Source organism: Pseudomonas sp. PNPG3, assembly GCF_023093815.1.
Classification (GTDB): domain Bacteria; phylum Pseudomonadota; class Gammaproteobacteria; order Pseudomonadales; family Pseudomonadaceae; genus Aquipseudomonas; species Aquipseudomonas asiatica.
Genome location: NZ_JALLKV010000028.1, coordinates 44,350 through 70,064, shown reverse-complemented (window position 1 = coordinate 70,064; position 25,715 = coordinate 44,350). Strand labels below are relative to the sequence as shown.

At 59.1% G+C, this 25,715-nt stretch carries 24 protein-coding genes; 10 read left to right on the top strand and 14 right to left on the bottom strand.

Going from position 1 to position 25,715, the window contains the following annotated elements; all coding sequences use genetic code 11:
* Positions 1-38: 38 nt before the first annotated feature.
* The 3 genes from MJ643_RS18530 to MJ643_RS18520 all read right to left on the bottom strand — a co-directional run bounded on the left by MJ643_RS18530 (position 39) and on the right by MJ643_RS18520 (position 3,903).
* Positions 39-2,294, bottom strand: coding sequence for an AAA family ATPase (locus MJ643_RS18530; RefSeq protein ID WP_247726972.1), 2,256 nt, complete (start codon positions 2,292-2,294; stop codon positions 39-41).
* Between the two features lie 149 nt (positions 2,295-2,443).
* The gene (locus MJ643_RS18525) at positions 2,444-3,439 is read right to left on the bottom strand and encodes a PIN domain-containing protein (RefSeq protein WP_014594306.1); all 996 of its coding nucleotides are present in this window, start codon (positions 3,437-3,439) and stop codon (positions 2,444-2,446) included.
* Between the two features lie 98 nt (positions 3,440-3,537).
* Positions 3,538-3,903: a CopG family transcriptional regulator gene (locus MJ643_RS18520; RefSeq protein WP_025998503.1), complete on the bottom strand. Its 366-nt coding sequence runs from the start codon at positions 3,901-3,903 to the stop codon at positions 3,538-3,540.
* Positions 3,904-4,459: 556 nt separating this feature from the next.
* On the opposite strand from MJ643_RS18520, the gene MJ643_RS18515 reads away from it, so the two are divergent.
* The 6 genes from MJ643_RS18515 (at position 4,460) to MJ643_RS18490 (ending at position 8,061) form a co-directional block, all read left to right on the top strand.
* Positions 4,460-4,675 carry a TraC family protein gene (locus MJ643_RS18515; RefSeq protein WP_010370235.1) on the top strand — a complete coding sequence of 72 codons (216 nt, stop codon included), beginning with the start codon at positions 4,460-4,462 and terminating at the stop codon, positions 4,673-4,675.
* A complete protein-coding gene (locus MJ643_RS18510; protein WP_010370232.1) occupies positions 4,672-4,896 on the top strand; it encodes a hypothetical protein in 225 nt (74 codons plus the stop codon). The genes MJ643_RS18515 and MJ643_RS18510 overlap by 4 nt, the downstream gene beginning before the upstream one ends.
* A 270-nt stretch (positions 4,897-5,166) precedes the next feature.
* The gene (trbJ, locus tag MJ643_RS18505; RefSeq protein WP_025998504.1) at positions 5,167-5,961 is read left to right on the top strand and encodes a P-type conjugative transfer protein TrbJ; all 795 of its coding nucleotides are present in this window, start codon (positions 5,167-5,169) and stop codon (positions 5,959-5,961) included.
* A 2-nt stretch (positions 5,962-5,963) separates the two neighbouring features.
* Positions 5,964-6,152 (top strand): hypothetical protein, encoded by a 189-nt coding sequence (locus tag MJ643_RS18500; RefSeq protein WP_010370227.1) that lies wholly within the window; start codon positions 5,964-5,966, stop codon positions 6,150-6,152.
* A gap of 2 nt (positions 6,153-6,154) precedes the next feature.
* Positions 6,155-7,735 carry a P-type conjugative transfer protein TrbL gene (gene trbL, locus MJ643_RS18495; protein WP_010370224.1) on the top strand — a complete coding sequence of 527 codons (1,581 nt, stop codon included), beginning with the start codon at positions 6,155-6,157 and terminating at the stop codon, positions 7,733-7,735.
* Positions 7,736-7,740: 5 nt separating this feature from the next.
* Complete coding sequence (locus MJ643_RS18490) at positions 7,741-8,061, top strand: hypothetical protein (protein ID WP_247726971.1); 321 nt, start codon at positions 7,741-7,743, stop codon at positions 8,059-8,061.
* Between the two features lie 387 nt (positions 8,062-8,448).
* Here MJ643_RS18490 and repC read toward each other — a convergent pair whose 3' ends face one another.
* The 8 genes from repC to MJ643_RS18450 form a co-directional block, all read right to left on the bottom strand.
* Positions 8,449-9,348 (bottom strand): replication protein C, IncQ-type, encoded by a 900-nt coding sequence (gene repC, locus MJ643_RS18485; protein WP_041930863.1) that lies wholly within the window; start codon positions 9,346-9,348, stop codon positions 8,449-8,451.
* Positions 9,335-10,201, bottom strand: coding sequence for a helicase RepA family protein (locus MJ643_RS18480; RefSeq protein WP_025998506.1), 867 nt, complete (start codon positions 10,199-10,201; stop codon positions 9,335-9,337). Before MJ643_RS18480 ends, repC begins: the two co-directional genes overlap by 14 nt.
* A gap of 3 nt (positions 10,202-10,204) precedes the next feature.
* Complete coding sequence (locus MJ643_RS18475; protein ID WP_010370213.1) at positions 10,205-10,435, bottom strand: AlpA family phage regulatory protein; 231 nt, start codon at positions 10,433-10,435, stop codon at positions 10,205-10,207.
* 284 nt (positions 10,436-10,719) lie between these two features.
* On the bottom strand, positions 10,720-11,928 hold the full coding sequence (locus MJ643_RS18470; RefSeq protein WP_005913208.1) for a site-specific integrase: 1,209 nt from the start codon (positions 11,926-11,928) through the stop codon (positions 10,720-10,722).
* A gap of 308 nt (positions 11,929-12,236) precedes the next feature.
* Positions 12,237-13,814, bottom strand: coding sequence for a glutamine-hydrolyzing GMP synthase (guaA, locus tag MJ643_RS18465; protein ID WP_013971139.1), 1,578 nt, complete (start codon positions 13,812-13,814; stop codon positions 12,237-12,239).
* Positions 13,815-13,892: 78 nt separating this feature from the next.
* Positions 13,893-15,362, bottom strand: a complete 1,470-nt coding sequence (gene guaB / locus MJ643_RS18460) for an IMP dehydrogenase (RefSeq protein WP_013971138.1) — start codon at positions 15,360-15,362, stop codon at positions 13,893-13,895.
* 86 nt (positions 15,363-15,448) lie between these two features.
* The gene (locus MJ643_RS18455; RefSeq protein WP_003257977.1) at positions 15,449-16,006 is read right to left on the bottom strand and encodes a hypothetical protein; all 558 of its coding nucleotides are present in this window, start codon (positions 16,004-16,006) and stop codon (positions 15,449-15,451) included.
* 50 nt (positions 16,007-16,056) lie between these two features.
* A complete protein-coding gene (locus tag MJ643_RS18450; RefSeq protein ID WP_208209441.1) occupies positions 16,057-16,812 on the bottom strand; it encodes a sulfite exporter TauE/SafE family protein in 756 nt (251 codons plus the stop codon).
* A gap of 97 nt (positions 16,813-16,909) precedes the next feature.
* Here MJ643_RS18450 and MJ643_RS18445 point away from each other — a divergent pair, with 97 nt between their 5' ends.
* The 4 genes from MJ643_RS18445 to leuA all read left to right on the top strand — a co-directional run bounded on the left by MJ643_RS18445 (position 16,910) and on the right by leuA (position 22,409).
* Positions 16,910-17,788, top strand: coding sequence for a LysR substrate-binding domain-containing protein (locus MJ643_RS18445; RefSeq protein ID WP_013971136.1), 879 nt, complete (start codon positions 16,910-16,912; stop codon positions 17,786-17,788).
* Positions 17,789-18,101: 313 nt separating this feature from the next.
* Positions 18,102-19,481 carry an exodeoxyribonuclease VII large subunit gene (xseA, locus tag MJ643_RS18440; protein WP_024086369.1) on the top strand — a complete coding sequence of 460 codons (1,380 nt, stop codon included), beginning with the start codon at positions 18,102-18,104 and terminating at the stop codon, positions 19,479-19,481.
* A 3-nt stretch (positions 19,482-19,484) separates the two neighbouring features.
* Positions 19,485-20,312, top strand: coding sequence for a M23 family metallopeptidase (locus MJ643_RS18435; protein ID WP_013971134.1), 828 nt, complete (start codon positions 19,485-19,487; stop codon positions 20,310-20,312).
* 423 nt (positions 20,313-20,735) lie between these two features.
* Positions 20,736-22,409, top strand: a complete 1,674-nt coding sequence (leuA, locus tag MJ643_RS18430) for a 2-isopropylmalate synthase (protein ID WP_013971133.1) — start codon at positions 20,736-20,738, stop codon at positions 22,407-22,409.
* Between the two features lie 239 nt (positions 22,410-22,648).
* On the opposite strand, the gene MJ643_RS18425 is transcribed toward leuA, so the two are convergent.
* The 3 genes from MJ643_RS18425 to zwf are packed head-to-tail and all read right to left on the bottom strand — an operon-like array spanning position 22,649 to position 25,516.
* Complete coding sequence (locus tag MJ643_RS18425) at positions 22,649-23,329, bottom strand: bifunctional 4-hydroxy-2-oxoglutarate aldolase/2-dehydro-3-deoxy-phosphogluconate aldolase (RefSeq protein ID WP_015269102.1); 681 nt, start codon at positions 23,327-23,329, stop codon at positions 22,649-22,651.
* Between the two features lie 17 nt (positions 23,330-23,346).
* Positions 23,347-24,060 (bottom strand): 6-phosphogluconolactonase, encoded by a 714-nt coding sequence (gene pgl, locus MJ643_RS18420; RefSeq protein WP_024086368.1) that lies wholly within the window; start codon positions 24,058-24,060, stop codon positions 23,347-23,349.
* On the bottom strand, positions 24,047-25,516 hold the full coding sequence (gene zwf / locus MJ643_RS18415; RefSeq protein ID WP_013971130.1) for a glucose-6-phosphate dehydrogenase: 1,470 nt from the start codon (positions 25,514-25,516) through the stop codon (positions 24,047-24,049). The genes pgl and zwf overlap by 14 nt, the downstream gene beginning before the upstream one ends.
* Positions 25,517-25,715 lie beyond the last annotated feature (199 nt).

The following is a 25,715-nucleotide window of genomic DNA, read 5'->3' as shown; positions in this document are numbered from 1 at the left end:
TTGGTGTCCGGGGATTTTGCCAAATCAGGAAGTCTTTTTCAGGATTTCCTTAGGGAAATGTCTACCCGATGATCTAGCTCCAGTGCCTCTAGCTCCATGAGCTGCGATGGCTGGAGTTTAGTAAGGGCCTCGGCCACCATCTGAGTGACACCCCATTCCTGTTGAACATCGGCCGAACGATTCTGGATCGACTGAGCCAACGACAACGGACTGATCGTCTCAGCCTCTTCGATCCACGCCAATCGCTTTTCCCCAACGCCTTCCAGCTTGCAACCCAGCAGGAAATTCAGCAGCGGAGAGCGATCGGCCTCCGGCACGATTTCGACCTTGAGTTTTCCTTGAAGTCGCCTGTTCAAGCGTTTTGCAGCCTTTTGTAGGGCCTGAATGCGCTGCCCCCGTAGGTCGGACAGTTCGGCCAACAGGTTGCGCCGCTCTTGCTTCAAAGTATTGCCTTGGCCTTCGTGTGTTGACAGCTTTGCTTTCATAGGCTTTATGCGCTCGATATCACCCATGAGCCGCTGATAGGCTGCACCGACTTCCTGCCCACTTTTACCCGCCGCCGAAGGAAGCGTCCGAAGCGCCTTCTCCAGTTCGACCTCATGTCCTTGGATAGCCTGCTGCCAAGCATCTTGCTGAACGTTAAGCTTGCCTGACGCCTCATCCAACAACGTCGTCATGGATGTCAGATGGCCGGTGAAGACTTGACTGATCCCCTCCAGCGTCGTGCGCACCGCTGTCAGCTGAGCTACGTCAGGTAGCCCTTCGAGAGCTTCATCACTGATAAAGGCGAGGTCGGGCATGCTGCTTCTAAAGTCCGCAAGGGCGTCTTGCAGAGACCGCACGCTTTCAGCAGCCCCCTTGGCAATCTCTCGCTCTCTCGCTATTAGCGAGGTCTTTGCCAGCTTTTCCTTGATGCCAAGTTCTTCAAACCCACGTAGCTGCTCCTCCAACTTCGGTAGGCGATCCACCTGCGCCTTCACATCATCAAGGTCGGAAAAGGACTTCACTAGCTTCCGTTGGTTTTCTGTCAAGCGCCTATGAACATCAGTGCTCTTACTCTCATAGTCCCCGTCCTGAGGAAGAAAGCGATCCAATAACTGCAAGCGGCTGGTTTCGTCCTGAGCCAGCTCGTAAATCTCGTTCTGTCCATAAATATCAATACCAGGCAGCAAGTCTCTCGGGAGAAGTGTCGAGACGTTGCCGTCCAAGTCACGAACAATCGGCGGTTCACCATAGCGCCGTGAGACTGTGTACTGCCTGCCGTTCTGAGCTGACGACAACACCATCAGTTCTAATCGGCCAGCAGCCCGGCCAAGGTTCTCCTTGATGATCTCCTGATGGTGCTTCAGGGCCTGCCTGCCCTTGGGTGGAAAGTCCAAGGCGTAACGCAAACATTCGAGCAAGGTAGATTTACCTGTCCCTCGACCTCCGATGACGGTGTTGAGATGATCGGAGAAGTCCACGCGGACACCATCCAAGTACCCACCCGTGATAGTCATGCGGAGCACCTTGCCAATCGGACTTTCGACCTGCTGCGAGTTCAAGCGGATTCGCGACTCCGGGTCAAGGAAAGCTACCTTGAACGCCGCAAAATTGGGCCGCGTCATCTTGATGAGGCAAGTGGCTCCAGGCTGCTCCAAGTCTTCTGGCTTGGCGACATCTTTGGCATTGATGACAGCTATAAGTCGCTCGCGGCGGTAGGCATCGTCCCTGTTTAGCAGCACCTTGCGGTAAAAATCGCTTTCAACCCCCATTAAGTCATCTACCGGCCCTGGAATCTGGGCCGAACGCAGCTTAGGTAGCTTCCATACGTGATTGAGCCGGTTCTTCAATACGCCACTATCCTGCGTGCAATGCGCAGCGTAGATGAAGCCCCCGAGCTGATCGACCTTATCGATCAGCTGTTCGGAACTCAATTGAGACGGGCAAACGCCATCTGTAGGGTCAAGCAGGTCGAGCCTGCCAAGATAGCGTTCTAGCTGCTGCCCCGTCGTCTCCTCGGAAAATAGGCAGACGTAATGAGTCTTATCGTTCGAGGCGATTTCAAAGCCGGGAAATACCACAATCCCGTGGGGTTGAAGAACATCACGCAATGCGTTAACGCTGGCCACACTGCCATGGTCAGCCACGCCAACTACTTTAATGTCTAGTTCAAGGCATTTCTGGAGGAGTGCTTGGTTATACCCCGCCTCATCAAGCCCGTGATCTGCTCCTCTATAGGTGCCGTTGTAACCGACGGGATTGACCTGGAGCGCGCAGCGCCAGAATTTCGCAGATGTGTACTGATCGCTCATACTCTTCCTTGTTTTACCTAAATTCGATAGCTATCAACCCCAACGCGCTGCCTCCGCCGCGATGTGCGCCGCCAGAGCAGATACGAAGGCCCTATATCCTTCAGACATCGGCAGATATTTTTATGGATAAGAAGCGACACTAGCCCTCCTTACGTGTCGAGCATATCCCACTCGTCACCTAATACCCATCGCAGGGCAGAAAGCTTCCCATTGAGCATCCCCCATTCAAAGTCGCTCCAAGGCCCAGTATCTTCGTACTTCTCTCTGACCCGTTGAGCTGCTATTTTTGCTTGGCTCAGGATGTCTTCGTGGATCACATCATTGCCGTAGCGCTCGGTTCCAGAAGGAACAACCTCTATATCACCATTATCTAAATGATAAATCATGTTCATGTGACGGTTGTACCAAACCTTATCGAACAACTCGTCCATCGCTGAAATTATTTCCTGAAGCCCGCGAGTTTCATCCTCCCAGGCAAAGCTATTCTCATAATGAAACTCTTCCAGATCGAGGAGATCTTCAATCGCAGAGTTCGTAGAGTTAAAGAATATTGATGCGCTTCCGTCGAAAATATCTGCAAAGTCTTCGTGTGGCTGCCTATGATCTTTTCCGGAAAAATCCGTGACGTTATGGGTAACGAACCTGAACGTTTCGTACTCATTCGCGCGTGCTACTTTAAACTCCAGAAACAACTCGGCCAATACCGCGTCGGCAACACTGTTTTTCTGCTTATGAAACGGCGCTTTCTTCGCGATCGCCCTCTCTGCTGCCTTGATTTTAGCGCTATCAGAGACCGCAATTTTGTGGGCAGTTTCGAAAAGTTTTAGAACGCGATTTACCGTGCCCTGAGTCGCCTCCGAAATTATTGGAAGCCGATGATTAACATCATCCAAGGCTTTTAGCGCAGCATCTTTTCCTTGGCCACCAAAAGACTCAACAGCAGATTTAACTACCCGAAACTCATTTGCAAGTCGCTTGCGTGTAGCCTCAATGACCCTATCTTTATTTCGCTCGTACTCTACACGTATTAAATCTGGAAGAAGAATTCTGATACTACCATCCTGTACCAATTGCTCTAGAGCAGCAAGCATAGGCAATTCCGCTTTCTGAGATGAAATATCAAGCCAAACGCAGGTATCGAGCATGATGAGGTGCAATATATTTCTCCAAAGATTCACCGGCGCGCAAAACGACCAAGCCGATTTTGTTAAATAACCTTGACGATTTCTAATTATCACTCACGTCATAACTTGATGACTCGCGCCATAATGGCGAGGACATCACCCTGCAGCCTGCGAAAGTCGTTCATCATCGCTTCAACATCCACCGGCCGCGCACCTTGGCCGCGCTTCTCTGCAAGCCAAAGTTTCAGCAAGCCAGCGACTCGGCCAAGGTCGCCATTGACCTTGCCCAAGTCGGCCACGGCTTGCAGGTCAACAACCGAGCGGATCGGCTCATTCAAACCAACGGCGCGCAGGAACGCCGACTGAGACATGCCCGCTTGCGCGGCACGCTCTACCAGCTCGGCGCGCTCGTCCTCGGTCACGAAGACCTTGATGTATTCGTTCCGAGGCCGGGTACCGTACGTCGTCTTTTTCTTCTCTGCCATTCGTCTCTCGCTCATGCCAGAGCGACAGCCAGGTGGCGCAGCAGCGCGCCTTTCCTTTGGTGCCGCATCGGGCTTTTGATGTTCGGTCGCGGCAGCGACGGTGGGCCTCGCAGAGCAAGATGCCGTCGAACCGCAGGTGAGTAAGGGGCGGTGTTGGGGGGAACAGGCGTAGCCTGTGGACCCACAACACACATCTTGCCGTCTGTCTGAGCGCAACTCAAAGAAATTTAACTCTGATAGCCGCTTCGATAAGGCATGTTGCTTTTAATTTCCTTGAATTTCGTTCGGTTTACCTAAGTTGCCTAGCGCTGCCTTAATTCAGGAGTGAATTGCCTAAAGTTGCCTAAAATTGCCTTGAATTCACTTGGCCGGAAAAATTTAAATGGACGGAGCAAGCAGGGAAGAGAACGCCATGACCTGAAGCCAACATACCGCTCCGACGATTCGGTTATAGCGTCTCCGATCCTCACATAGTCAAGAATTCCTGTGGTCGCTAGAATGCCCGTGTTCCAACAACTGAGCAGGGCCTAATTGGCACCAAAAAGGAGCACGAAAAATGGCTAGGAAAACTCTTTCTGAGCGCCGATCTGATGCTTTTTCTGAGCTAGAGATGGCTAAGGCGAGGCTTGCAAAACTCGACAATGAAGCAGCAGAAAGAATCGGGAGAATTGCAATAAAATCGGGATTAGTTAATCTGGAGCTTACGGACGATCAGATCCGGGAAGAATTCGACAGAATCGTTGAAAGGATAAGCAAGGGGAATAGACCATGAAGACAACTCACCGCATAAGTGCTCTGGCTGATCAACTCAATGAACTGCAAGCCTGCCTAGGTCAAGCTAGCAGCCAATCTAATAGGTACGTTGTGGAGGCTCAGCGCATTGCCGCCCGGCTCGCTTCTTCACTTGAAGAGTGGCACTTGGAGACGCTGCACATCCCTGAAACGGAACGTTGCCTCTATCGCGTTCAGAATCCTTACTACGCGGCTCACTGACACCGCACGCAGCCCTGTCAAAAGCCCACTTCGGTGGGCATTTTTTTGTCCCGAAACAGACGTTTTCGGGACACTATCCTCCCCCTCAAAACTCTTCTAAGAACATACTTTAAAACAGGTACTTAAGCGTCTACTTTCGTCCCGAAATACGACGTTTGCGGGAACAGTAAGCCTATGTTTCCATTGAAAAAAGAAGCCACAAACCCTAGAGGTCATCGGGAAATGCGGCAATAATCGAACCTCGGACGACGACGAAACGAGGTATTCGATATGGAAAAAGAATCGCAAAGTACGTCAGCTTTTACCGCCCGGATATTTCGCCGAGGTGCGGCACTAGCTGTGGCAATGGCAACTACAGGCTTCGGCGTAGGTCTCTACATGACACCTGTACCGGCTTACGCCATCTACTGCTCTAACTGCTCGACGTTCTATCAACAGATGTTCGAGTACGCCGAGCAGGTCAACACAGCGCTGAACACCGCCGAGCAATTGCAAACGCAGATTCAGCAATACCAAAATATGGTCACGCAAGGCACAGGGTTGCCCGATTCAATGTTCAGCAGCATCGCGTCTGACTTGAAAAGCGTCGTCAACATCTACAACCGCTCGCAGGCGTTGGGCCGCCAAATCCAGAACATGGATTCGCAGTTCAACACAGTTTTTCCGGGCTTCGAATACTACCTAAATCAAGCAGCTAATTCGGCAGAGGCCCCGGCGCAGGATCGCTATCAAAAGTGGTCGCAACAGGGCCGCGACAACGTAAAAACGGCGATGGAAGCGGCGAACTTCAATACCAGCACCTTCGAGTCCGAGGATGCCCAGCTAGACCGCATGGTTGCTCGTTCGCAGTCGGCCGTTGGTCGTATGCAGGCGATTCAGGCGGGCAATGAAATTGCCGGGCAAAACGTGCAGCAATTGCAAAAGCTGCGCGACCTGCTGGCCACGCAAATCAACATGCAGGGCAATTACATGGCTCAGCAAGGCGACCGGAAGGCTGCGAGCGAAGCCACCGAACAGCAGTTTGAAGCCCGCAAAAACACACGCGGCGGCGTTAAGGAGTACTGAGAGTGACTATTTCAAAATGGATCATTGCGTTGATGTGCGCCGGCTCCGCCCTGGCCGGTTACATGGTTACCGTCATGGTTAAAAGCAACGGTGAATGTACTGCGGTGGCAGAGCAACAAATGCAAAAGCGTGACGCTGATGCGTCATTTGAGGCGCGCCCGAACACTCGTGGCGGCGTGAAGGGGTACTAGCTATGGATCGCCTATTGTTCTTTCTCGCCTTCGCAAGTCTGTTCGTGGCCGGAGATGCTATGGCCGCAACCGACCTTTCACATGCCGATACATCGGTTCAAGGCCTACTCGACCTAGTTCTACAACAGTCGCACCAGTGGTCAGCGAAGCTCTATGAGTATGCGATCCGACTGTTCTGGCTGCTGGCCTCGATTCAGTTTATTTGGACGTTCATGCCTCTGGTCATGAAGCAAGCCGACTTCGGTGAGATTGTCGGCGAACTTCTGCGCTTCGTGCTGGTGATCGGCTTCTTTCTTGCAGTTATGAAGTACTCAGTAGAGTGGTCGACGGCCATTGTCGATAGCTTCCGCGATGCAGCAGCATCGGCGAGCGGCCTCGGGCGCGCATTAGAACCCGGCGATATGCTTGCCGTTGCGCTGGATTTTGGCCGCACAATGGTAAAGGGCATTTCGGTATTTTCTCCAGCTAAGGGACTTCTGATCGCTGTATGCGCAATCCTTGTGTTGGCGTGTTTCGCCTTCATCGCTGCATTTATGTTTGTAACGCTCGTAGAGTCCTACGTAATCATCAACGCGTCCGTGCTGTTCTTAGGCTTTGGTGGCTCGCAATGGACGCGGGACTTTGCAATTGCGCCAATGCGTTTCACCGTTGCGATTGGTGCCAAGCTATTTGTATTGACCTTGATTGTCGGCCTAGTTGTACAGTCTGCTAAGCAATGGTTAGCAGCCTATACAAATGATGAAGCGTCATTGATGACGATGGTCGGCTTAGCCTTAGTGTGCTGCTATCTGACCAAGACTATTCCTGACCTGATCGGCGGCATGATTAGCGGCACTTCCATGGGCGGTGGCTCGGCCATTGGTGGGATGGCTGTGGCCGGGGCAGCCGGGGCGGCGGCGGCGGTTGCCACCATCGCCACGGCAGGGGCGGCCACTCCAGCTGCTGCCGGTGCTCTTGGCGCTGCGGGTACTAGCGGCGCCACTGGTGCAGGGGTAGCTGGTGCAGGTGGGATTAGCGGCGGCGGTCTGGCTTCTGCGATCAATTCCAGTTTTGCCGGTGGTGGTACGCCAGCAGCAGCGGCAACTAGCGGCGCTGCGAGTACGGGCGGCCAAGCGGCCGCCCAGAGCGCTTCGTCGGCCGGTGCCCGCGTGGGTGGCAGTGCCGCCCCTCAATCGTCGGGCGCGGCTCCGCAGCAGCCTAGCAGTGGCGTGCAGCAGGCGACCAGGCAGGCTGGGAGGGACGCACAGGGCAACGACGACAAAAACCAGCAAGGGACACCGAAAGCTGGACTTGTTGGCTCTGGTAACGCCCTTTCCCAAGCGGCCAACGCTAGCGCAAAGGCGCTCGGCGTGATGACCTCGATGGCAGTGCCGGGAATGGAGAATGCACACTCTCTGTCTCTTGGTGCAGGAGCTCCGCCATCTGCGCCTGACGCCAACTCGACCGTTCCAGCCGATAGCGGGGAAACTGCACAAACGGAATCTAACATCATCCGTCCAGTCTCGGACGCAAGCCCCGCTACAAGTCGCCTAGCCTCGCTCAATGTGCCCGGCACTGCCTCAAACAACGATAACTTGGAGTAATAACCATGATGGCCGTACTTATGTTCGCTGGATTCGTAGTATTTGCATCGACGTTCGCAATTGGTATGTGGGCGCTCGGTCGATGGCTACGTAGCAAGGGCTACGGGCCGCAACTCGATAGATTGGATCGGCAGTACACGGCCTTGCAGCTTCGAGTAAGCCCGCTCGCCTTGTCGGCCTCCTATCACATGTTTGCCGGGGCACAGGCTATGAATCGCTTGCCTTTGCTGGGCAGCAAGAATAACGCATCGCTGAATCAGCAAGCATTGATGGCCATCCAGGCAGCGCAGGAAGCACAGAAACAAGATAGTCCCGGCAAGCTGTGATCGCTGACCAGCCCCACGCAACCCCGCCTCAGTGCTGGCGTGGGGCTTTGCCATTAGTAATACGCACGGACTTGTCTCACTCCGTCCATCACCCTCTGTAAAGCCCGACGCTGCGTTCTGAGCGATTCTAGGGGTACATGCCCCTACACGCGCTACTGGAGCCTCTTCGGCCTTCGAACAATTTCAACCAGCCCCGCCGCACTACCCACTTCCCTTTTTGGTGCCCAACGGCCGTAGGCCGACCAAGACAAGCAAGCGATGAGCTGCGCCAACAAGGCGCGGCGCTTAGCGCGCATGCTGGAGATTCTTAGAGAATCTTGGATGGAATTTGCGAAGGGCCCGCAAAGGCCCGCCGTTGCGGGGATTTCAGAAACCGGCCGGGTACTGTTAAACAGGGGATTGGGTACTGTTAAACAGGGGGTGGGGTGCCGTTAAACAGGGGGCAGCAGCGTTACAGTCGGATGCCTTGGGTCGCCCGATTTCCCATTTACCCTTAGCATACTCGCCTACCCTCCAACCCACGGCAGCAAGCTCGGCCAGCGCCTTGCGTGCCGTCTGTCGGCGTTTTTTGACGGTATTCGGGTTCGTCGGTTCATCCGGCCAAACATAGCCGCATAGCGTGTCTAGCTGTATCCGCCCCGACTTACCGAGGTCAATCCAGCCGCACAGTCGTTGGTGAATCAAGCGGGCGGGGTCGGTCCGTAGTTTCCTAACTTCGGCCATATCTATGCGGATGTGCTGCCCGCCCATGATTGCGCGAGCAATAAGGGGGTTCAATGCCACGTACAGCTTGCCGTCCTGCTCATCACTTGCGTACTCGGACAGCAAACGGAAGCCCTGCCGCTTCCTATCGTTTTGCGCAATGATAGAGACTTTCCAGAGCCTCTCAATGCAATCGCGTACTGGCCTAGTATTGTCGATATCCGCATAGCCAACCTCACGGGCTAGCGACCGATAGCTACCCTTGACCACCATCGCATTCTGCTGGACGGCTTCCCATTTGGGTTCGAGAAATAGCCGGAGCTGCCTACCGGCTTCTGTCTGAGGATCGGGAGAAAGCATAAGGCCAGAAGGCCCAGCCATTGCTACCAATCCTTGCAGGATGCGGAGATCGTCAGCCCCAAGCGGTTCCGGCCCACTAAACTCGATACGCTTGCCATTGCCGTAGTCATATGCAACGTCAAGCTTGCTATGCTTTCGTTCGCCACGTTTGAGGCTACGGAACAGGCCGGGTGCTAGACAATGCACCGGGTCGTGCCGGGCGTGAGTCAAGTCATGCTTGCTCACGCTGACGCCCCTTTCCGCTGTCCCGCTTGGCGTCCAATAGCTCCACCGGCAGCAAAACGCCGCCGTCGCGGCGTTGATACCATTGGTCATGCGGAGTAGCGTCGTAATTCTGCTTGCTAACACCAAAACGAACAAAGAAGCCGCGCCGGTCTTTGCCGATGGGCTGACGGTCATAGGCGCGGTCGCTTAGGCTCTTGGCCTCGTCCTCGGTCATCTTTGCGACGAAGCCGCACCAGCGGGCATTGTCGATTAGGGCGGATGCGCCTCTTGCGGCCTGTTGTTGATCCGTTTGCCCCTCACGAGCGCTACCTTTGCTAACGTGATGCAGGTAAAGAACAGAGGCCCCGGTACGCGCTGCAATGTGCTCCAGCGTGGCGACAAGCTTGGCCATGTCGCCATTGCTGTTCTCGTCGCGGTCATGAATCCGGCTCAGTGTATCTAGTACGATCAGTCGAGCGCCGGAACAGAATTTGATTAGGGCAGCGCGTTGAGCGTCATCTAAGACGTTCATGAGCGTACCCATGACGGGCTTGATTGTCAGGTTCTCGGCGATGTTTTCACGGGCCTGCTGATTCAGGTGCTGACCGATGGCATGAATACGGCGCACCAGTGCGACTTCCGGGTCTTCTCCAGCGAAATAGACCACGCGGCCAGTGCACGCGGGGGCAAGGCCTACAAGATCGCCACCGGCAGCGCTGCACGCGATGGCCATTGCCGCTTCCAGCGCCCAGAAGCTCTTACCCGTGGCTCCGGGAGCCACCAACGCGCCTACCGTCCCAGCAAGAAAGCCCGGCCAAATAAAGTCTAGTGCGGGCGGTTCGTTCTCGAACGCTGCCCGTAAGTCAATCGCCACAATTCAGGCCCCCATTCCGGGACGAGGGGCCGAGCCGGAATGTTTGCATGCATCAATCCATGCCTCGACCTCGGCTAAATCCCACACGACCTTTCGACTGCTAAGTGCGATGCGCAGAGGGAATTTTCCCTGCTTTTCAAAGTTGTAGATCGTGCGCTCGCACAGTGGAATCATCTCCAGTAGTTGCTTTTTGCTTATGAGAACTTTACTCGATTTCCTTAATTGTCTTTCCATACCGAATACCTCGTTTTCTCATCGTCCGAGGTTTAATTATTGCTACACAATGCCGGTAAGTTCCAGCACTATTATCTTAATTTTTCCTTGAAAATCAATGAGTTAGTCGTCTCGCAAACGTGTAGTTTCGGGACAGCGATAATCACCCAATCGCTTGTTTTTCCGAAAGTTTTTTAAGGAGATTTAGGAAAGAAAAAGCGTCCCAAAAAAGTCTATTTCGGGACAAAAAAAAGCCCACCGGAGTGGGCATTTCGCGACAAAAATTCAGGTCTCAAGGCTCCGAATCAGTCCTTGAGGCGGGGCTTCCTGATCGTCCACTCATCAATCATGTCCGCCCAGTCCTGGAGCATTGCCCGGCGCTGATCGCGGTACTCGGCCTTGTTGTAGACGGCTCGAACACCCTTCTGTTCGTGCGCAAGGCACTTCTCGATCCAGTCAGTGTTATAGCCCGCCTCATGCAGCAGTGTGCTGGCTGTGCGCCGCAAGTCGTGCGGGCCGAACTTGCCAAGAGACAGCCCTTCCTTCTGAGCCAGACGATAGGTCAGCGTTAGCACCTGATTGAGCGTGGCGCTGCTCATCGGCAAGTCCGAGTCATAGCGAGATGGCAGCACGTACTCCGAGCCGCCCGCGAAGGTTTTCAGGGCAATGAAAATGTCCAGCGCCTGCTTAGATAGGAACACCAAATGGGAATTGCGACGCTTCATCCGCTCCTTGGGGATCGTCCAGAGTGCCTCAGTGAAATTTATTTCGCTCCACGTTGCGTTGGTCAGCTCGCTCTTGCGCACCATCGTCAGCAACAGCAGCTTGGCGGCTGCTCGGATGGAAGGCGTAGTGCCAATGCGTTCCATGTACTGGTACATCAAGCCGATTTCATCGGGTGTCAGCGCTCGATCTCGCGGCTCGAACTTTGCGATGGTCGTGGGACGCACCAAATCGGCCGGGTTCTCGACCTTCTGGCCGCGTTCGATAGCCCAGCGGTAGACCTGCAAGACAATCTCTCTTGTATGCACTGCCGTTGCCGGTGCGCCTCTCTCCACGATGGCATCGGTCAGCGCTCGCAGGTCTTCGTGGGTAATCTCGGCTAACTTGTGGTTACCAAATTTGGGCTTTAGCTCGCGCTCGTAGACCGAGCGGCGCATATCTCGGGTGGACTCGGCCATCTGGTAGCCGCGCAACCACTTTTCGGCCCAAGCGCCGAATGTCTCAGCATCCTTGACGCGGGCTTTGTCCCGCGCCTTCTCCTTGGCTGGAGATTTCCCTGCGGCGATCATCTTCTTGGCTTCGCCCAGCCGTTCGCGAGCTTCCGCCAGCGTGATCCCTCCGACGCCGTAACGGCCGAAGGTGATGGTCTCCTGCCTGCCGTGGATTGAGTAGTTGTACCGGAATGAAATGGAACCCGCAGGCGTGATGGCCACGTAGAGGCCGTCACGGTCATTCACTTTATAGAGCTTGTCCTTTGGCTTGAGGTTGCGCAGCTTGGTATCAGTCAGCATGGTCGGGTTGGGTTTCCTCTTAAAAATACCATGCTCAAAAATCCCACAAATCCTCGCAAAAAACCCTTTAAGGACAATGAGTTAAATCTATTCAATACCATGAACACTCAATCAAAGGCGGCATGGTATCGAGCACCGAACATGGCATCAGGTTCAAATCGTACCATCTACCATGCCATAGAAACTGGGTGCTTGGCGATGCGAAAATTTGCCAGACAGTGCCACGCCAATAACGGAAAAAGCCCGCATTTACGCGGGCTTAGGGGTGTTTTAATGCTCTTTGGTGCTGGTCTATGCCGGACGCGGGATCATTCCCACTCGATAGTCGCTGGCGGCTTGCTCGACACGTCGTAGGTAACGCGCGAGATGCCGTCGATTTCATTGATGATACGGCCGCTGACGGTTTCCAGCAGCTCGTACGGCAGGTGCGCCCAGCGCGCGGTCATGAAGTCCACGGTCTCGACGGCACGCAGGGCCACGACCCAGGCGTAGCGACGGCCGTCGCCGACGACGCCTACCGACTTGACCGGCTGGAACACCACGAATGCCTGGCTGGTCTTGTGGTACCAGTCGGCCTTGCGCAGCTCTTCGATGAAGATGTGGTCGGCGCGACGCAGGATGTCGGCGTATTCCTTCTTCACTTCACCCAGGATACGCACGCCCAGGCCCGGGCCCGGGAACGGGTGGCGGTAGACCATGTCGTACGGCAGGCCCAGCTCCAGGCCGATCTTGCGCACTTCGTCCTTGAACAGTTCACGCAGCGGCTCGACCAGCTTGAGGTTCATTTCCTCCGGCAGGCCACCGACGTTGTGGTGCGACTTGATCACGTGGGCCTTGCCGCTCTTGGCGCCCGCCGACTCGATCACGTCCGGGTAGATGGTGCCTTGGGCGAGGAACTGGATGTTTTCCAGCTTGCTGGCTTCGGCATCGAACACGTCGATGAAGGTGCGGCCGATGATCTTGCGCTTCTTCTCCGGGTCGGCTTCGCCGGCCAGGTTGTCGAGGAACTGCTTTTCAGCGTCGGCGCGGATGACCTTGACGCCCATGTTCTCCTTGAACATGGCCATCACCTGGTCACCTTCGTGCAGGCGCAGCAGGCCGTTGTCCACGAATACGCAGGTCAGCTGGTCGCCGATGGCGCGGTGCAGCAGTGCGGCAACGACGGAGCTGTCGACGCCGCCGGACAGGCCCAGCAGGACGTTGGCCGAACCGACCTGCTCACGCACCTGGGCAATGGCGTCTTCGACGATGTTGGACGGAGTCCACAGGGCTTCACAGCCGCAGATGTCCTGCACGAAGCGGGACAGGATGCGACCGCCCTGCTTGGTGTGGGTCACTTCCGGGTGGAACTGCACGCCGTAGTAACCGCGCGCGTCGTCGAACATGCCAGCGATCGGGCAGCTCGGGGTGCTGGCCAGCACGTGGAAGTTGCCCGGCATCTGGGTGACCTTGTCGCCGTGGCTCATCCACACGTCCAGGCCCAGCACGCCGTCGGCGTCGATGTGGTCTTCGATGCCGTCGAGCAGGCGGCTCTTGCCGACTACATCCACGCGGGCATAACCGAATTCACGCAGGTCGGAACCTTCGACCTTGCCGCCCATCTGCTCGGCCATGGTCTGCATGCCGTAGCAGATGCCCAGCACTGGTACGTTCAGGTCGAACACCGCCTGCGGGGCGCGCGGGCTGTTGGCTTCGTGGACCGACTCGGGGCCGCCGGCGAGGATGATGCCGCGCGGGTTGAATTCGCGGATCGCTTCATCGTCCATGTCGAACGGATGCAGCTCGCAGTACACGCCGATTTCGCGCACGCGGCGGGCGATCAGCTGGGTGTACTGGGAACCGAAATCGAGGATCAGGATGCGGTGAGCGTGAATGTCGAGGGCCATGACTCAATCTCGTCAGTGGAAATCGGAAACGACGCGGGGCTGTCATGACAGCCCCGCTTTCTGTTGTAGCTGGAAGCCTCAGCCTACGCGGTAGTTAGGGGCTTCTTTGGTGATCTGCACGTCATGCACGTGGGACTCGGCCATGCCGGCACCGGTGATGCGCACGAATTCCGGCTTGGTGCGCATCTCTTCGATGGTTGCGCTGCCGGTGTAGCCCATGGACGAACGCAGGCCGCCCATCAGCTGGTGGATGATCGCGGCCAGCGCGCCCTTGTAGGGAACACGGCCTTCGATGCCTTCCGGTACCAGCTTCTCGGCGCCGGCCGAGGAGTCCTGGAAGTAGCGGTCGGACGAGCCTTGCGCCTGTGCCATGGCCCCCAGCGAGCCCATGCCGCGATAGGCCTTGTAGGAACGGCCCTGGAACAGTTCGACTTCACCCGGAGCCTCTTCGGTACCGGCGAACATCGAACCCATCATCACGCAGGAAGCACCGGCAACGATGGCCTTGGACAGGTCACCCGAGAAGCGGATGCCGCCGTCGGCGATCAGTGGCACGCCAGTGCCTTCCAGTGCAGCGGCAACGTTGGCGATGGCGCTGATTTGCGGCACGCCGACACCGGCAACAATACGGGTGGTGCAGATCGAGCCTGGGCCGATACCGACCTTGACCGCGTCAGCGCCTGCTTCGGCCAGAGCCTTGGCGGCAGCGCCGGTGGCGATGTTGCCGCCGATCACCTGCACTTGCGGGTAGGTTTCCTTGACCCAGCGAACGCGGTCGATCACACCTTTGGAGTGACCGTGGGCGGTGTCGACCACCACCACGTCAACGCCAGCAGCCACCAGGGCGGCAACGCGCTCGCCGGTGTCCTTGCCGGTGCCGACCGCGGCGCCGACGCGCAGGCGACCCTGGTCGTCCTTGCTGGCCAGCGGGTAGGCCTTGGCCTTTTCGATGTCCTTGACGGTCATCATGCCCTTGAGGTTGAACTTGTCGTCAACGATCAGGACTTTTTCCAGGCGGTGCTTGTGCAGCAGCTCGCGGACTTCGTTCTTGTCGGCGCCTTCGCGGACGGTGACCAGACGCTCTTTGGGGGTCATCACGTCGCGGACCTTGGCGTCCAGGCGGCTTTCGAAGCGCACGTCACGGGAGGTGACGATGCCGACCAGGTCGCCATTCGCCAGCACCGGAACGCCGGAGATGTTGTTCAGGCGGGTCAGGTCGAACAGGTCGCGCACGGTGGCGTCGGCGTCGATGGTGATCGGGTCCTTGACCACGCCAGCCTCGAACTTCTTGACCTTGCGGACTTCGCTGGCCTGTTGTTCGATGGTCATGTTCTTGTGGATGATGCCGATGCCGCCTTCCTGGGCCATGGCAATGGCCAGGCGCGCTTCGGTCACGGTATCCATGGCAGCGGATACCAGCGGAATGTTCAGCTCGATGCCACGGGTCAAACGGGTCTTGAGACTGACTTCATTAGGCAGTACCTCGGAATAGCCAGGTACAAGGAGGATATCGTCGAAGGTCAGGGCTTCTTGGCTGATACGCAGCATCGCGGGGGCTCCCGGGCGGGAAAAATGGAAGCGCGCCATTATACTCATGCACGGCGCGCCGCTCAATGCAAAATAAGGGCCTTCGGTCAGCCTTGTGGCAGTTTTACCTGTACCACGGCCACCGGCTGGTCGAGCCAGTCGGCGAAGCTGTCGAGAAAGGCCTGGGTGAACCCGGCCTCGCCCCAGTTGTTGAAGATGAACCCCAGGTTGGAAAAGGCACATGGCTGCAGGTAAATGAAGCCATTGATGTCATCTTCGAAGCCGCACAACGGGCAGGTGAAGTTGTCGCTAACTGCCGGCATCCATTCTTCCAGGCTTTCGAACAGCGGCTCACCCACCTCGCGCCGGCACTCGGGGCAACCGGCCTCTTCGAGGAAACCTTCGGTAGGGGTATAGATGCAGCGCTTGAGCATCACCTCCAGGCCGTTGACCTGTTCGCCGAAGGGCAGTTTCTCCGGATGCAGGGCCACTTTGCGGGCACCTTCGGCCAGGGCATGGCCCATGCGGTTGCCGGTGCGGCCACAGGTGGTCAGCTGTTCCTCGACGACTTTCTCGCGCACCAGCCAGCGCAGGATGGCGCGGGCACGGGCTTCGTGCACCGGGACGGTAGACAGCTTGGGAACGATGATGCTCTGGGTGTTCATGAACGGGACAAGCCTGAAAAACGCGGTAATAGCGCAATTCTACCGCCTGCTCAGGCGCTCAGGTAGCGACCGATAAGCGCCAGGCCGCTGGCCAGCACCAGCCAGGTGACCAGGCGCACAAAGGCTTCGCGAGACAGCCGATGGATAAGCCTGCGCCCTGCCCAGAGGCCGACGAGCATGACCGGCAACAGGCAGGCGGCGAGCAACAGCAGGCTCTGGTCGGCATAGACGCCTGCGATAAGGAACAGCGTCAGCCGCACCACCGTACTGCAACTGATCAGCGCGCTCTGGGTAGCGCGCACCTGCTCCTTCACCTCCAGCCGCGCGCTCAGGTACAGCGCATAAAGGAAGCCGCCGCTGCCGAACAAGGCGCCGAACAGCCCGCCTGCCGTGCCCATCGGCATTGCCCAGAAACCCGACAGACTGGCCGGCCGTACCTTCACCGCCAGCCCGTACAGGGCATACGCCGTGACGAACAGCCCCATCAGCAGCAGCAACAGGTCTGACTTCAGCTGTAGCAGGAATACCACACCCAGCGCGCAGCCAATGGCCATGAACGGCAGCAGCCGCAACAGTTCGCCGCGCACGACATCGCGGCGCGAGGGCAGCAGGTTGCCGAAGGCGGCGACGAAGTCCAGCAGCACCAGCAGCGGAATGATCCGCGACAGCGGCATGAAGTGGATCAGCACTGGGCCGGCCACCAGCGCGGTGCCGAAACCGGCGATGCCGAAGACGATGTAGGCAGCGCCGACACCAAGCAGGATAGGCAGCCAGTCGAGGCCGGAAAACGACAGTTGGGCGAGCATGACAGCAGTTCCTGGGAAGACAGGCAAAGGTTAGCCAGCCATGAGCCATGCCGACTAATATGCCTTTGTCGCCACACTCATCTCGAAAAGGCATGACATGACGTCGATCCGCCAATTGCGTTACTTCGTGGAAATCGCCGAATGCGGCAGCTTCAGCGCTGCCGCCGAGCGGCTGTACATCGCCCAGTCGGCGCTGAGCCGGCAGATCAAGGAACTGGAGCAGCAACTGGGCACGCCGCTGTTCGAACGCACCGCGCGCCTCCCGCGCCTGACACTGGCTGGCCAGGCCTTTTTGGAACGGGCGCGGCGCTTGCTGGCCGACTTGGCGCAGGCCGAGCGTGTAACCCGCGACATTGGCGAAGGGCTGCAGGGCAGTCTGCGCCTGAACCACTCCAGTACAGTGCCGCTGACCGGCCCGCTGCTGGCTCGCCTGGGCGGTTACTTGCGCGACAACCCAGGTGTTTCGCTGGAAATTGCCCAGCAGTCGTCGGAGGCGCAGTTGGAGGATATCGCTGCCGGGCGGTTGGATATCGGCCTGCTGCGCTTGCCGGTGCTGCGCCAGCATGAAGGGGTGGTGCTGCATGAACTGTTCAGCGAACCCCTGCTACTGGCGGTCGCCGCCGCGCATCCCTTGGCCAGCGCGCCACAGGTGAAACTGGAACAACTGCGGGAAGAGCGCTTCATTTCCATTCCGCACCGGGACCGTGGCGGGCTGAGCTACCTGTCGGCCTCGATGTGCATGGAGGCAGGCTTTTTCCCGCGAGCAGCGCAGGTGCTGTCGCGCAAGACCACCCAGTTGCAGTTGATTCAGGCGGGGTTTGGGGTGGCGTTGTTGCCGGAATGCATGCGAGAGATTGCGCCAGCCTCAGTCAGCTTCGTGGCACTGGAAGGAGGGTGTGAGAGTACTGTGGCGATGGCTTGCAGGCGTGACGCAGGTTCGATGGTGCGCCAGTTCGTGACGGCGATGCAGGCTTGAAAGGCCGGCCCCCATAGAACTGCACTTAACTCATTGAATTAGCAGGGGCCCTGTGGGAGCGGCTTTAGCCGCGAACACCGGCGCAGCCGGTGCCATGCACCGCGTTGGATTCTTCGCGGCTAAAGCCGCTCCCACAGGGTATGCGGACTGCTTGCACTTTCAGTTATCTACGCGACAGCGCAGCCCAAAGGGCTGGGCCGGCTCCCACAGGGACAGCATGAGGCCCAAGCCAGCGCGATACCTATGGGAGCCGGCTTGCCGGCGATAGGGCCGGGACAGACAACCGGGGCCGATGTCCTTTATGATGCCCGCCATGATCAGAGACCCTTTCGAACGACTCGGCCTGGACCGCGAGGTCCTTACCGTCAGCCAACTCAACGGCCGCGCCCGCGTGCTGCTGGAAGACGTGTTCCGCAGCGTGTGGGTGGAAGGCGAGATTTCCAACCTCGCCCGCCCGGCGTCCGGCCACATGTACTTCACCCTCAAGGACAGCGGCGCACAGGTACGCTGCGCGCTGTTCCGGCAGAACGCCACGCGGGTGCGCCAGGCCCTGCGCGACGGTCTGGCGGTGCGGGTACGCGGCAAGGTTTCGCTGTTCGAAGGGCGTGGCGATTACCAGCTGATTCTCGACACCGTCGAGCCGGCCGGTGATGGCGCCTTGCGCCTGGCCTTCGAGGCATTGAAAGAGAAGCTCGGTGCCGAGGGGCTGTTCAGCGCCGAACGCAAGCAGCCGCTGCCGGCCCACCCGCAGCGCATCGGCATCATTACGTCGCCCACCGGCGCAGTGATCCGCGACATCATCAGTGTGTTCGGTCGCCGCGCCCCGCAAGTGGAACTGAACCTGATCCCCACCGCAGTACAGGGCCGCGAAGCCACTGCACAGATCGTGCGCGCGATCCGCCTGGCCGATAGCCTGGGGTTCGATGCGCTGATCCTGGCCCGGGGCGGCGGCTCGCTTGAAGACTTGTGGTGCTTCAACGAAGAAGCCGTGGCGCGGGCCGTGGCCGCCTGTGTCACGCCGATTGTCAGCGCCGTGGGCCATGAGACCGATGTCTCGATCAGCGACTTTGTCGCCGACGTGCGCGCGCCTACACCGTCTGCTGCCGCCGAGCTGCTGGCCCCCGACAACAGTGGCCTGCAGCAACGTCTGGATGGCCTGCAACGGCGCCTGCTGCTGCGCATGCAGAACCGCCTGACCCACGACCGCCTGCGCCTGGAGTCGCTGACCCGGCGCCTGCGCCACCCGGGCGAGCGCCTGCGCCAGCAGGCCCAACGCCTGGACGACCTGGACATGCGCTTGCGCCGCGCGTTCATGCTCAACCTCAACCAGCGACACGAGCGCCTGGCACGCCTGGACACCCGCCTCGCCGCGCAGCACCCGGGGCGAACCCTGAAACTGCTGGGCCAACGCCTGGACAGCCTGGCCGAGCGCCTGCCACGGGCCATGCGCGAGGTGCTCAAGGACCGCCGCCAGCGCTTCCAGGCCCAGTTGCAGACGCTGCAGGTGGTCAGCCCGCTGGCCACCCTCGCCCGCGGCTACAGCATCCTGCTGGACGAACAGGGCCAGGCCATCCGCAGCGCCGAACAGACCCGAAATGGCCAGCGCCTGACCGCCCGCCTGAACGAAGGCGAGCTGTTGGTGCGGGTCGAAGACAACCACCTGACCCCGGTCACCCTCTCACTTCTGGACTGACACATGCCCCGCCTGCTCGCGCCCCTGCTTGCCCTTTGCATCCTGCTGCTGGCCGGCGGCGCCCAGGCCAGCTACATCACCCGCACGCTGAACAAGCCGGTACCCGGCGGCGTGGCGGTGGTCGACCTCGGCCCCGCCGCCAGCGCGCCCAGCGCCCGCTTCGACGGCAAACCGGTGCTGGTGGTGAAGGAGCAGGACAACTGGCTGGCCATCGTCGGCATCCCGCTGACCCAGAAGCCCGGCACCGCGACGCTGAGCCAGGGCGGCCGTACCCTGCCCTTCACGGTCGGTAGCAAGAAATACCCCGAGCAGCGCATCACCCTGAAGAACACCCGCCAGGTCAACCCGAACCCGGCCGACCTCAAGCGCATCGATCGTGAGCTGGCCGAGCAGATCAAGGCTTACCGCAGCTTCAGCCCGACCCTGCCCAGCAATCTGATTCTCGACAAGCCGGTCAGTGGCCCGCTGTCGAGCAAGTTCGGCGTGCGCCGTTTCTTCAATGGCGAAGAACGCAACCCGCATGCCGGGCTGGACTTCGCGGTGCCGGCCGGCACGCCAATCAAGACCCCGGCCAATGGCAAGGTGATCCTGGTGGGCGATTACTTTTTCAACGGCCGCACGGTGTTCGTCGACCACGGGCAGGGCTTTATCAGCATGTTCTGCCATATGTCGAAGATCGATGTGCAAGTGGGGCAGCAACTGCGCCGGGGCGAGGTGGTCGGGCGCGTGGGCTCGACCGGGCGGGCTACCGGGCCGCACATGCACTGGAACGTCAGCCTGAACGATGCACGGGTGGATCCGGCGATTTTCATTGGTGCGTTCCAACCCTGAGAGCGGTACTGCCTGTGCCGGCCTCTTCGCGGGTAAACCCGCTCCCACAGGGATGGCGCTGCACCTGTGGGGGCGGGTTCACCCGCGAAAGGGCCAGCACAGTCGACATCAGTTCAACTGTGTTGCGCCATCGAAAAATACTGCGCAACAATCAATAAGCCAGCCTTTCTTTCATGCCATAAAATCTCGCCTTTCAGCTTTTTTTAAGCATTCCTCTCAATTTTTTCTGAACGCTTGCCATCACCCACCCCACTGGTTAGGGTTGAAGGCATGAAAACCTACAGCACCCTCATCCTGCTCCGACAACATCGCAGCCTCTGCCTGGTCAGCGCCCGACTACCAGGCTGAATCGCGTCGCCTCGCCTTTTATCTCGTTATCGCTCGGCAGGCCCGATCTCGGCCGCACACAAAAGGATTGCTTCCATGACCATGCTCAAAGACCCTTCGAAGAAATACCGCGCTTTCCCGACCATCGACCTGCCTGACCGTACCTGGCCGTCGAAGACCATCACCGCCGCGCCAATCTGGTGCAGCTCCGACCTGCGTGATGGCAACCAGTCGCTGATCGAGCCGATGGATTCGGAGAAGAAACTGCGCTTCTGGAAGACCCTGGTGCAGGTTGGCGTGAAGGAAATCGAAGCCTCATTCCCATCCGCCTCGCAGACCGATTTCGACTTCGTGCGCATGCTGATCGAAGACGGCCACATCCCGGACGACACCACCATCCAGGTGCTCACCCAGGCCCGTGAAGACCTCATCGCCCGTACCTTCGAATCGCTGCGCGGGGCGAAGAAGGCCATCGTCCACCTGTACAACGCCACCAGCCCGTCGTTCCGCCGTATTGTCTTCAATCAGGACAAGCAAGGCGTGAAGGACATCGCGGTGAACGCGGCCAAGCTGTTCGTCAAGTACGCCGCCCAGCAGCCGGAAACCCAGTGGACCTTCCAGTACTCGCCGGAAACCTTCAGCGCCACCGAGATGGAGTTCGCCAAGGAAGTCTGCGACGCGGTCATCGAGGTGTGGAACCCGACCCCCGAGCACAAGATCATCCTCAACCTGCCGGCCACCGTGGAAGTGTCCACCCCGAACATCTACGCCGACCAGATCGAGTGGTTCTGCCGTAATGTCAGCCGTCGCGACAGCGTGATCATCAGCCTGCACTGCCACAACGACCGTGGCACCGGCATTGCCGCCACCGAGCTGGGCCTGATGGCCGGCGCCGATCGTGCCGAAGGCTGCCTGTTCGGCAACGGCGAGCGTACCGGTAACGTCGACCTGGTGACCCTGGCGCTGAACCTCTACACCCAGGGCATCGACCCACTGCTGGACTTCTCCGACATCGACGGCGTGCGCAAGGTGGTCGAAGAGTGCAACCAGCTGCCGGTGCACCCACGCCACCCGTACGTGGGCGACCTGGTCCACACCGCGTTCTCCGGCTCGCACCAGGACGCCATCCGCAAGGGCTTCGCCAAGCAGCAGGAAGGCGAACTGTGGGAAGTACCTTACTTGCCGATCGACCCGGCCGACATCGGTCGCAGCTACGAGGCGGTAATCCGCGTCAACAGCCAGTCGGGCAAAGGCGGCATCACCTACCTGCTCGAGCAGGAATACGGCATCAGCCTGCCGCGCCGCATGCAGATCGAATTCAGCCAGGTAGTACAGGGCGAAACCGACCGCCTGGGCCTGGAAATGACCGCCCAGCAGATCTACAGCCTGCTGCACAAGGAATACCTGCAGGCCAACTCCCCGTATGCGCTGGTCAGCCACCGTCTGCAGGAAGAGAACGGCCACAGCGCCGTGGAAGTGGAAGTCGCTGGTGAAGGCGAAACCACCCTGCACTGGCGCGGCAAGGGCAACGGTGCACTGGAAGCACTGGTGGCCGGCCTGCCGATTGCCGTGGAGATCATGGACTACAACGAGCATGCCATTGGCGCCGGCACCAATGCCAAGGCCGCGGCCTATATCGAACTGCGCGTGGCCGGTGGCCGCCCGGTGCATGGTGTGGGTATCGATGAAAACATCACCACGGCCAGCTTCAAGGCATTGTTCAGCGCGCTGAATCGCTCGCTGAGCCAGCAGGAAGCCAAGGCGGCCTGAGCCGTACCGCAATGAATGAGAAAGCCCGCATCGTTTGATGCGGGCTTTTTTGTTGGCCTGTGCCGGCCTCTTCGCGGGTGAACCCGCTCCTACAGGGATCGCGCTGCACTTAGCATCTGTACAGTACCTGAGGGAGCGGGTTCACCCGCGAAAGGGCCGGTACAGGCGCTGCAAGATCTCCAGGCAAAAAAAAGGGGCGCCGACCAAGCGCCCCACAAGCCGTAAAGCACACAACAAATTCAGTTGGCGTCCAGCAGCGCCATCGCTTCCGCACTGCACGCTTCGATCCGCGCCCAGTCGCCGTTCTTGATCCAGCTGCTGTCGAGCATCCAGGTACCACCCACGCACATCACATTGGGCAACGCCATGTAGTTGCGCACGTTGGCCGGGTTCACCCCGCCCGTAGGGCAGAAACGAATATCGCCGAACGGGCCGCCAAAGGCCTTGATCGCCGCTACCCCGCCGCTGATCTCCGCCGGGAACAGCTTGAAGCGGCGGTAGCCCAGGGCGTAGCCCATCATGATTTCGGACGGCGTGCTGATGCCTGGCAGCAGCGGGATCTCGCTGTCCACACCAGCTTCGAGAATGTCTTGGGTAATGCCTGGCGTAACGACGAATTGCGCACCCGCAGCTTCAACCGCGGCGAACATGCCACGATCGAGCACGGTGCCGGCACCGACACAAAGCTCCGGGCGCTGCTCGCGCAACACCTGGATGGCCTTCAGGCCATATTGCGAGCGCAAGGTCACTTCCAGGGTACGGATACCGCCGGCGGCCAGGGCGTCAGCCAGCGGCAGGATGTCTTCCTCACGGGCGATGGTGATCACCGGCAGGATGCGCGCCTCTTTGCAAATGGCGTCGATCCGTGCGGCTTTGTCGGCCATCGAGAGCTTGGGCTGTGGGCGTTCGAGGGTGGTCATGACTGTGGATCCTTGGCTCATGGGCACCAGTAGATGTCCAGGGGGGCGTGAAGAAAAGCGCGTATCGGCATTTCGGAAAGGTCGGTGCCAGCCAGCGCGGCGCGCAGGGTAGCGAGTTTGCCCTGCCCTTGTAGGGACAGCGCGGTAAAGGCGGAACTGGCCAGCAGCGAGCGGGTCATCGAAAGGCGCTGGCGCGGTACGCTCGGTGCCAGCAAAGGCAGGCAGCGGCGTGGGTTGGCCAGGTCGAGGCCTGCTTCCAGGTTGGGACTGGCGGGGAACAGCGAAGCTGTATGGCCATCATCCCCCATGCCCAGCACCAGTACGTCAATTGGCGGCAGCTCGGCCAAGGCCTGATCGGCCTTGCCTGCAGCGGCATCAAGGTTCTCCGCCTGCTGGTAAAGACCAACGAAGCGGGCCTTGGCCGCCGCGCCCTTGAACAGGTGGCGCGCCAGCAGGCCGGCATTGCTGTCGGCATGCTCCACCGGCACCCAGCGCTCATCGGCCAGGCTGACGGTGACCTTGGCCCAGTCGAGGTTTTCGCTGGCCAGCTTCTCGAGAAACGGTACCGGGCTACGGCCGCCGGATAGCACCACGCAGGCCTGGCCCTTGGCGGCAATGGCTGCGCGCAGGCGCTCGGCCACGTCATGGGCCTGGGCTGCGGCCAGAGCCTTGGCATCCGCCAGCTCATGTACCGTCACAGTCGCTGGCAGTTTCAGTTCAGATATCCCCATACCACGCCCTCCCATCGCGTGTGATCAGTGCAATCGAGCTCATCGGCCCCCAGGAGCCTGCGGCGTACGGCTTGGGCGCATCGCCTGCGTTACGCCAGCCAGCAATCAGCTGGTCGCACCACTTCCAGGCATACTCGATTTCATCCTTGCGCACGAACAGGTTCTGGTTACCGCGCATCACTTCGAGCAACAGCCGCTCGTAGGCATCCGGGATCCTTGCACTGCGCCAGGTATCGGAGAAATTCAGCTGCAACGGGCCGCTGCGCAGTTGCATGCCTTTATCCAGGCCCTGCTCCTTGGTCATAACCCGTAAAGAAATGCCTTCGTCCGGTTGCAGGCGGATGATCAGCTTGTTACCGATTTGCAAACGCTGTTCCGGAGCGAAGATGTAGTGAGGCGTTTCCTTGAAGTGGATGACGATCTGCGACAGTTTCTGCGGCATGCGCTTGCCGGTACGCAGGTAGAACGGCACCCCCGACCAGCGCCAGTTGCGGATGTCGGCACGCAGTGCGACGAAGGTTTCGGTGTCGCTCTGGGCGTTGGCGTTGTCTTCTTCCAGGTAACCGGGCACAGGTTTGCCATCGCTGTAGCCGGCGATGTACTGGCCGCGCACCACACGGGTGCTCAGCCCTTCGCCGGTGATCGGTGCCAGGGCCTTGAGTACCTTGACCTTCTCGTCACGGATGGCGTCGGCCGACAGTTCGCTGGGCGGGTCCATGGCGATCAGGCACAGCAGCTGCAGCAGGTGGTTCTGGATCATGTCGCGCAGCTGGCCGGCCTTGTCGAAGTAGCCCCAGCGGCCTTCGATACCGACCTTCTCGGCGACGGTGATCTCCACATGGGAGATGGAATTCTGGTTCCACTGGGTTTCGAACAGGCTGTTGGCGAAACGCAGGGCGATCAGGTTCTGCACTGTTTCCTTGCCCAGGTAGTGGTCGATGCGGTAGACCCGGCTCTCTGGGAAGAACCGAGCCACAGCATCATTGACCCGGCGCGACGACTCCAGGTCGTGGCCAATGGGCTTCTCCAGCACCACTCGGGTGCGTGCGGCCAGCCCGGCCTTGTCGAGGTTTTCGCAGATGGCCCCGTACACCGCCGCAGCGGTGGCGAAGTAGGCAATCAGCGGCAGCTCGTCCGGCAACTGCTCGGCCAGGGCCTGATAGCCCTCGGGCTGGAGGAAATCCAGGTGCTGGTAGCTCAGCCTGGCGAGGAAACGGCCCAGTGCGGCGGGCTCGATATCGGCCTCGGGCACATGCCGGCGCAGGTGCGCCTCGATGCTGTCCAGGTGACCCTGCGCGCTACCGGCCTCGCGGGCCAACGCCAGCAGGCGGGTTTCCGGGTGCAGCAGGTTGGCCCGGTCGAGCTGATAGAGGGCAGGAAACAGCTTGCGCAATGCCAGGTCGCCTAAGGCGCCAAACAGGGCAAAGGTGCAAGGTTCGACACTGATCGCAGCCATGATGTTGGTTCTTTCCTAAAGTTGGTCTAGGAATACCGCTTTCACATACGGTTTTCAAGGGATAATGTAGTAAAAACCACAACATTACACACAAGTGTTACAGACAAGTGGTACGTCAACCGCGCCGACAGTACGATAGACGACCGTGCAAAAAGCCTGCTGCTCCAACAGCCGGCTGTCTTCCCGACCCAAGGACACA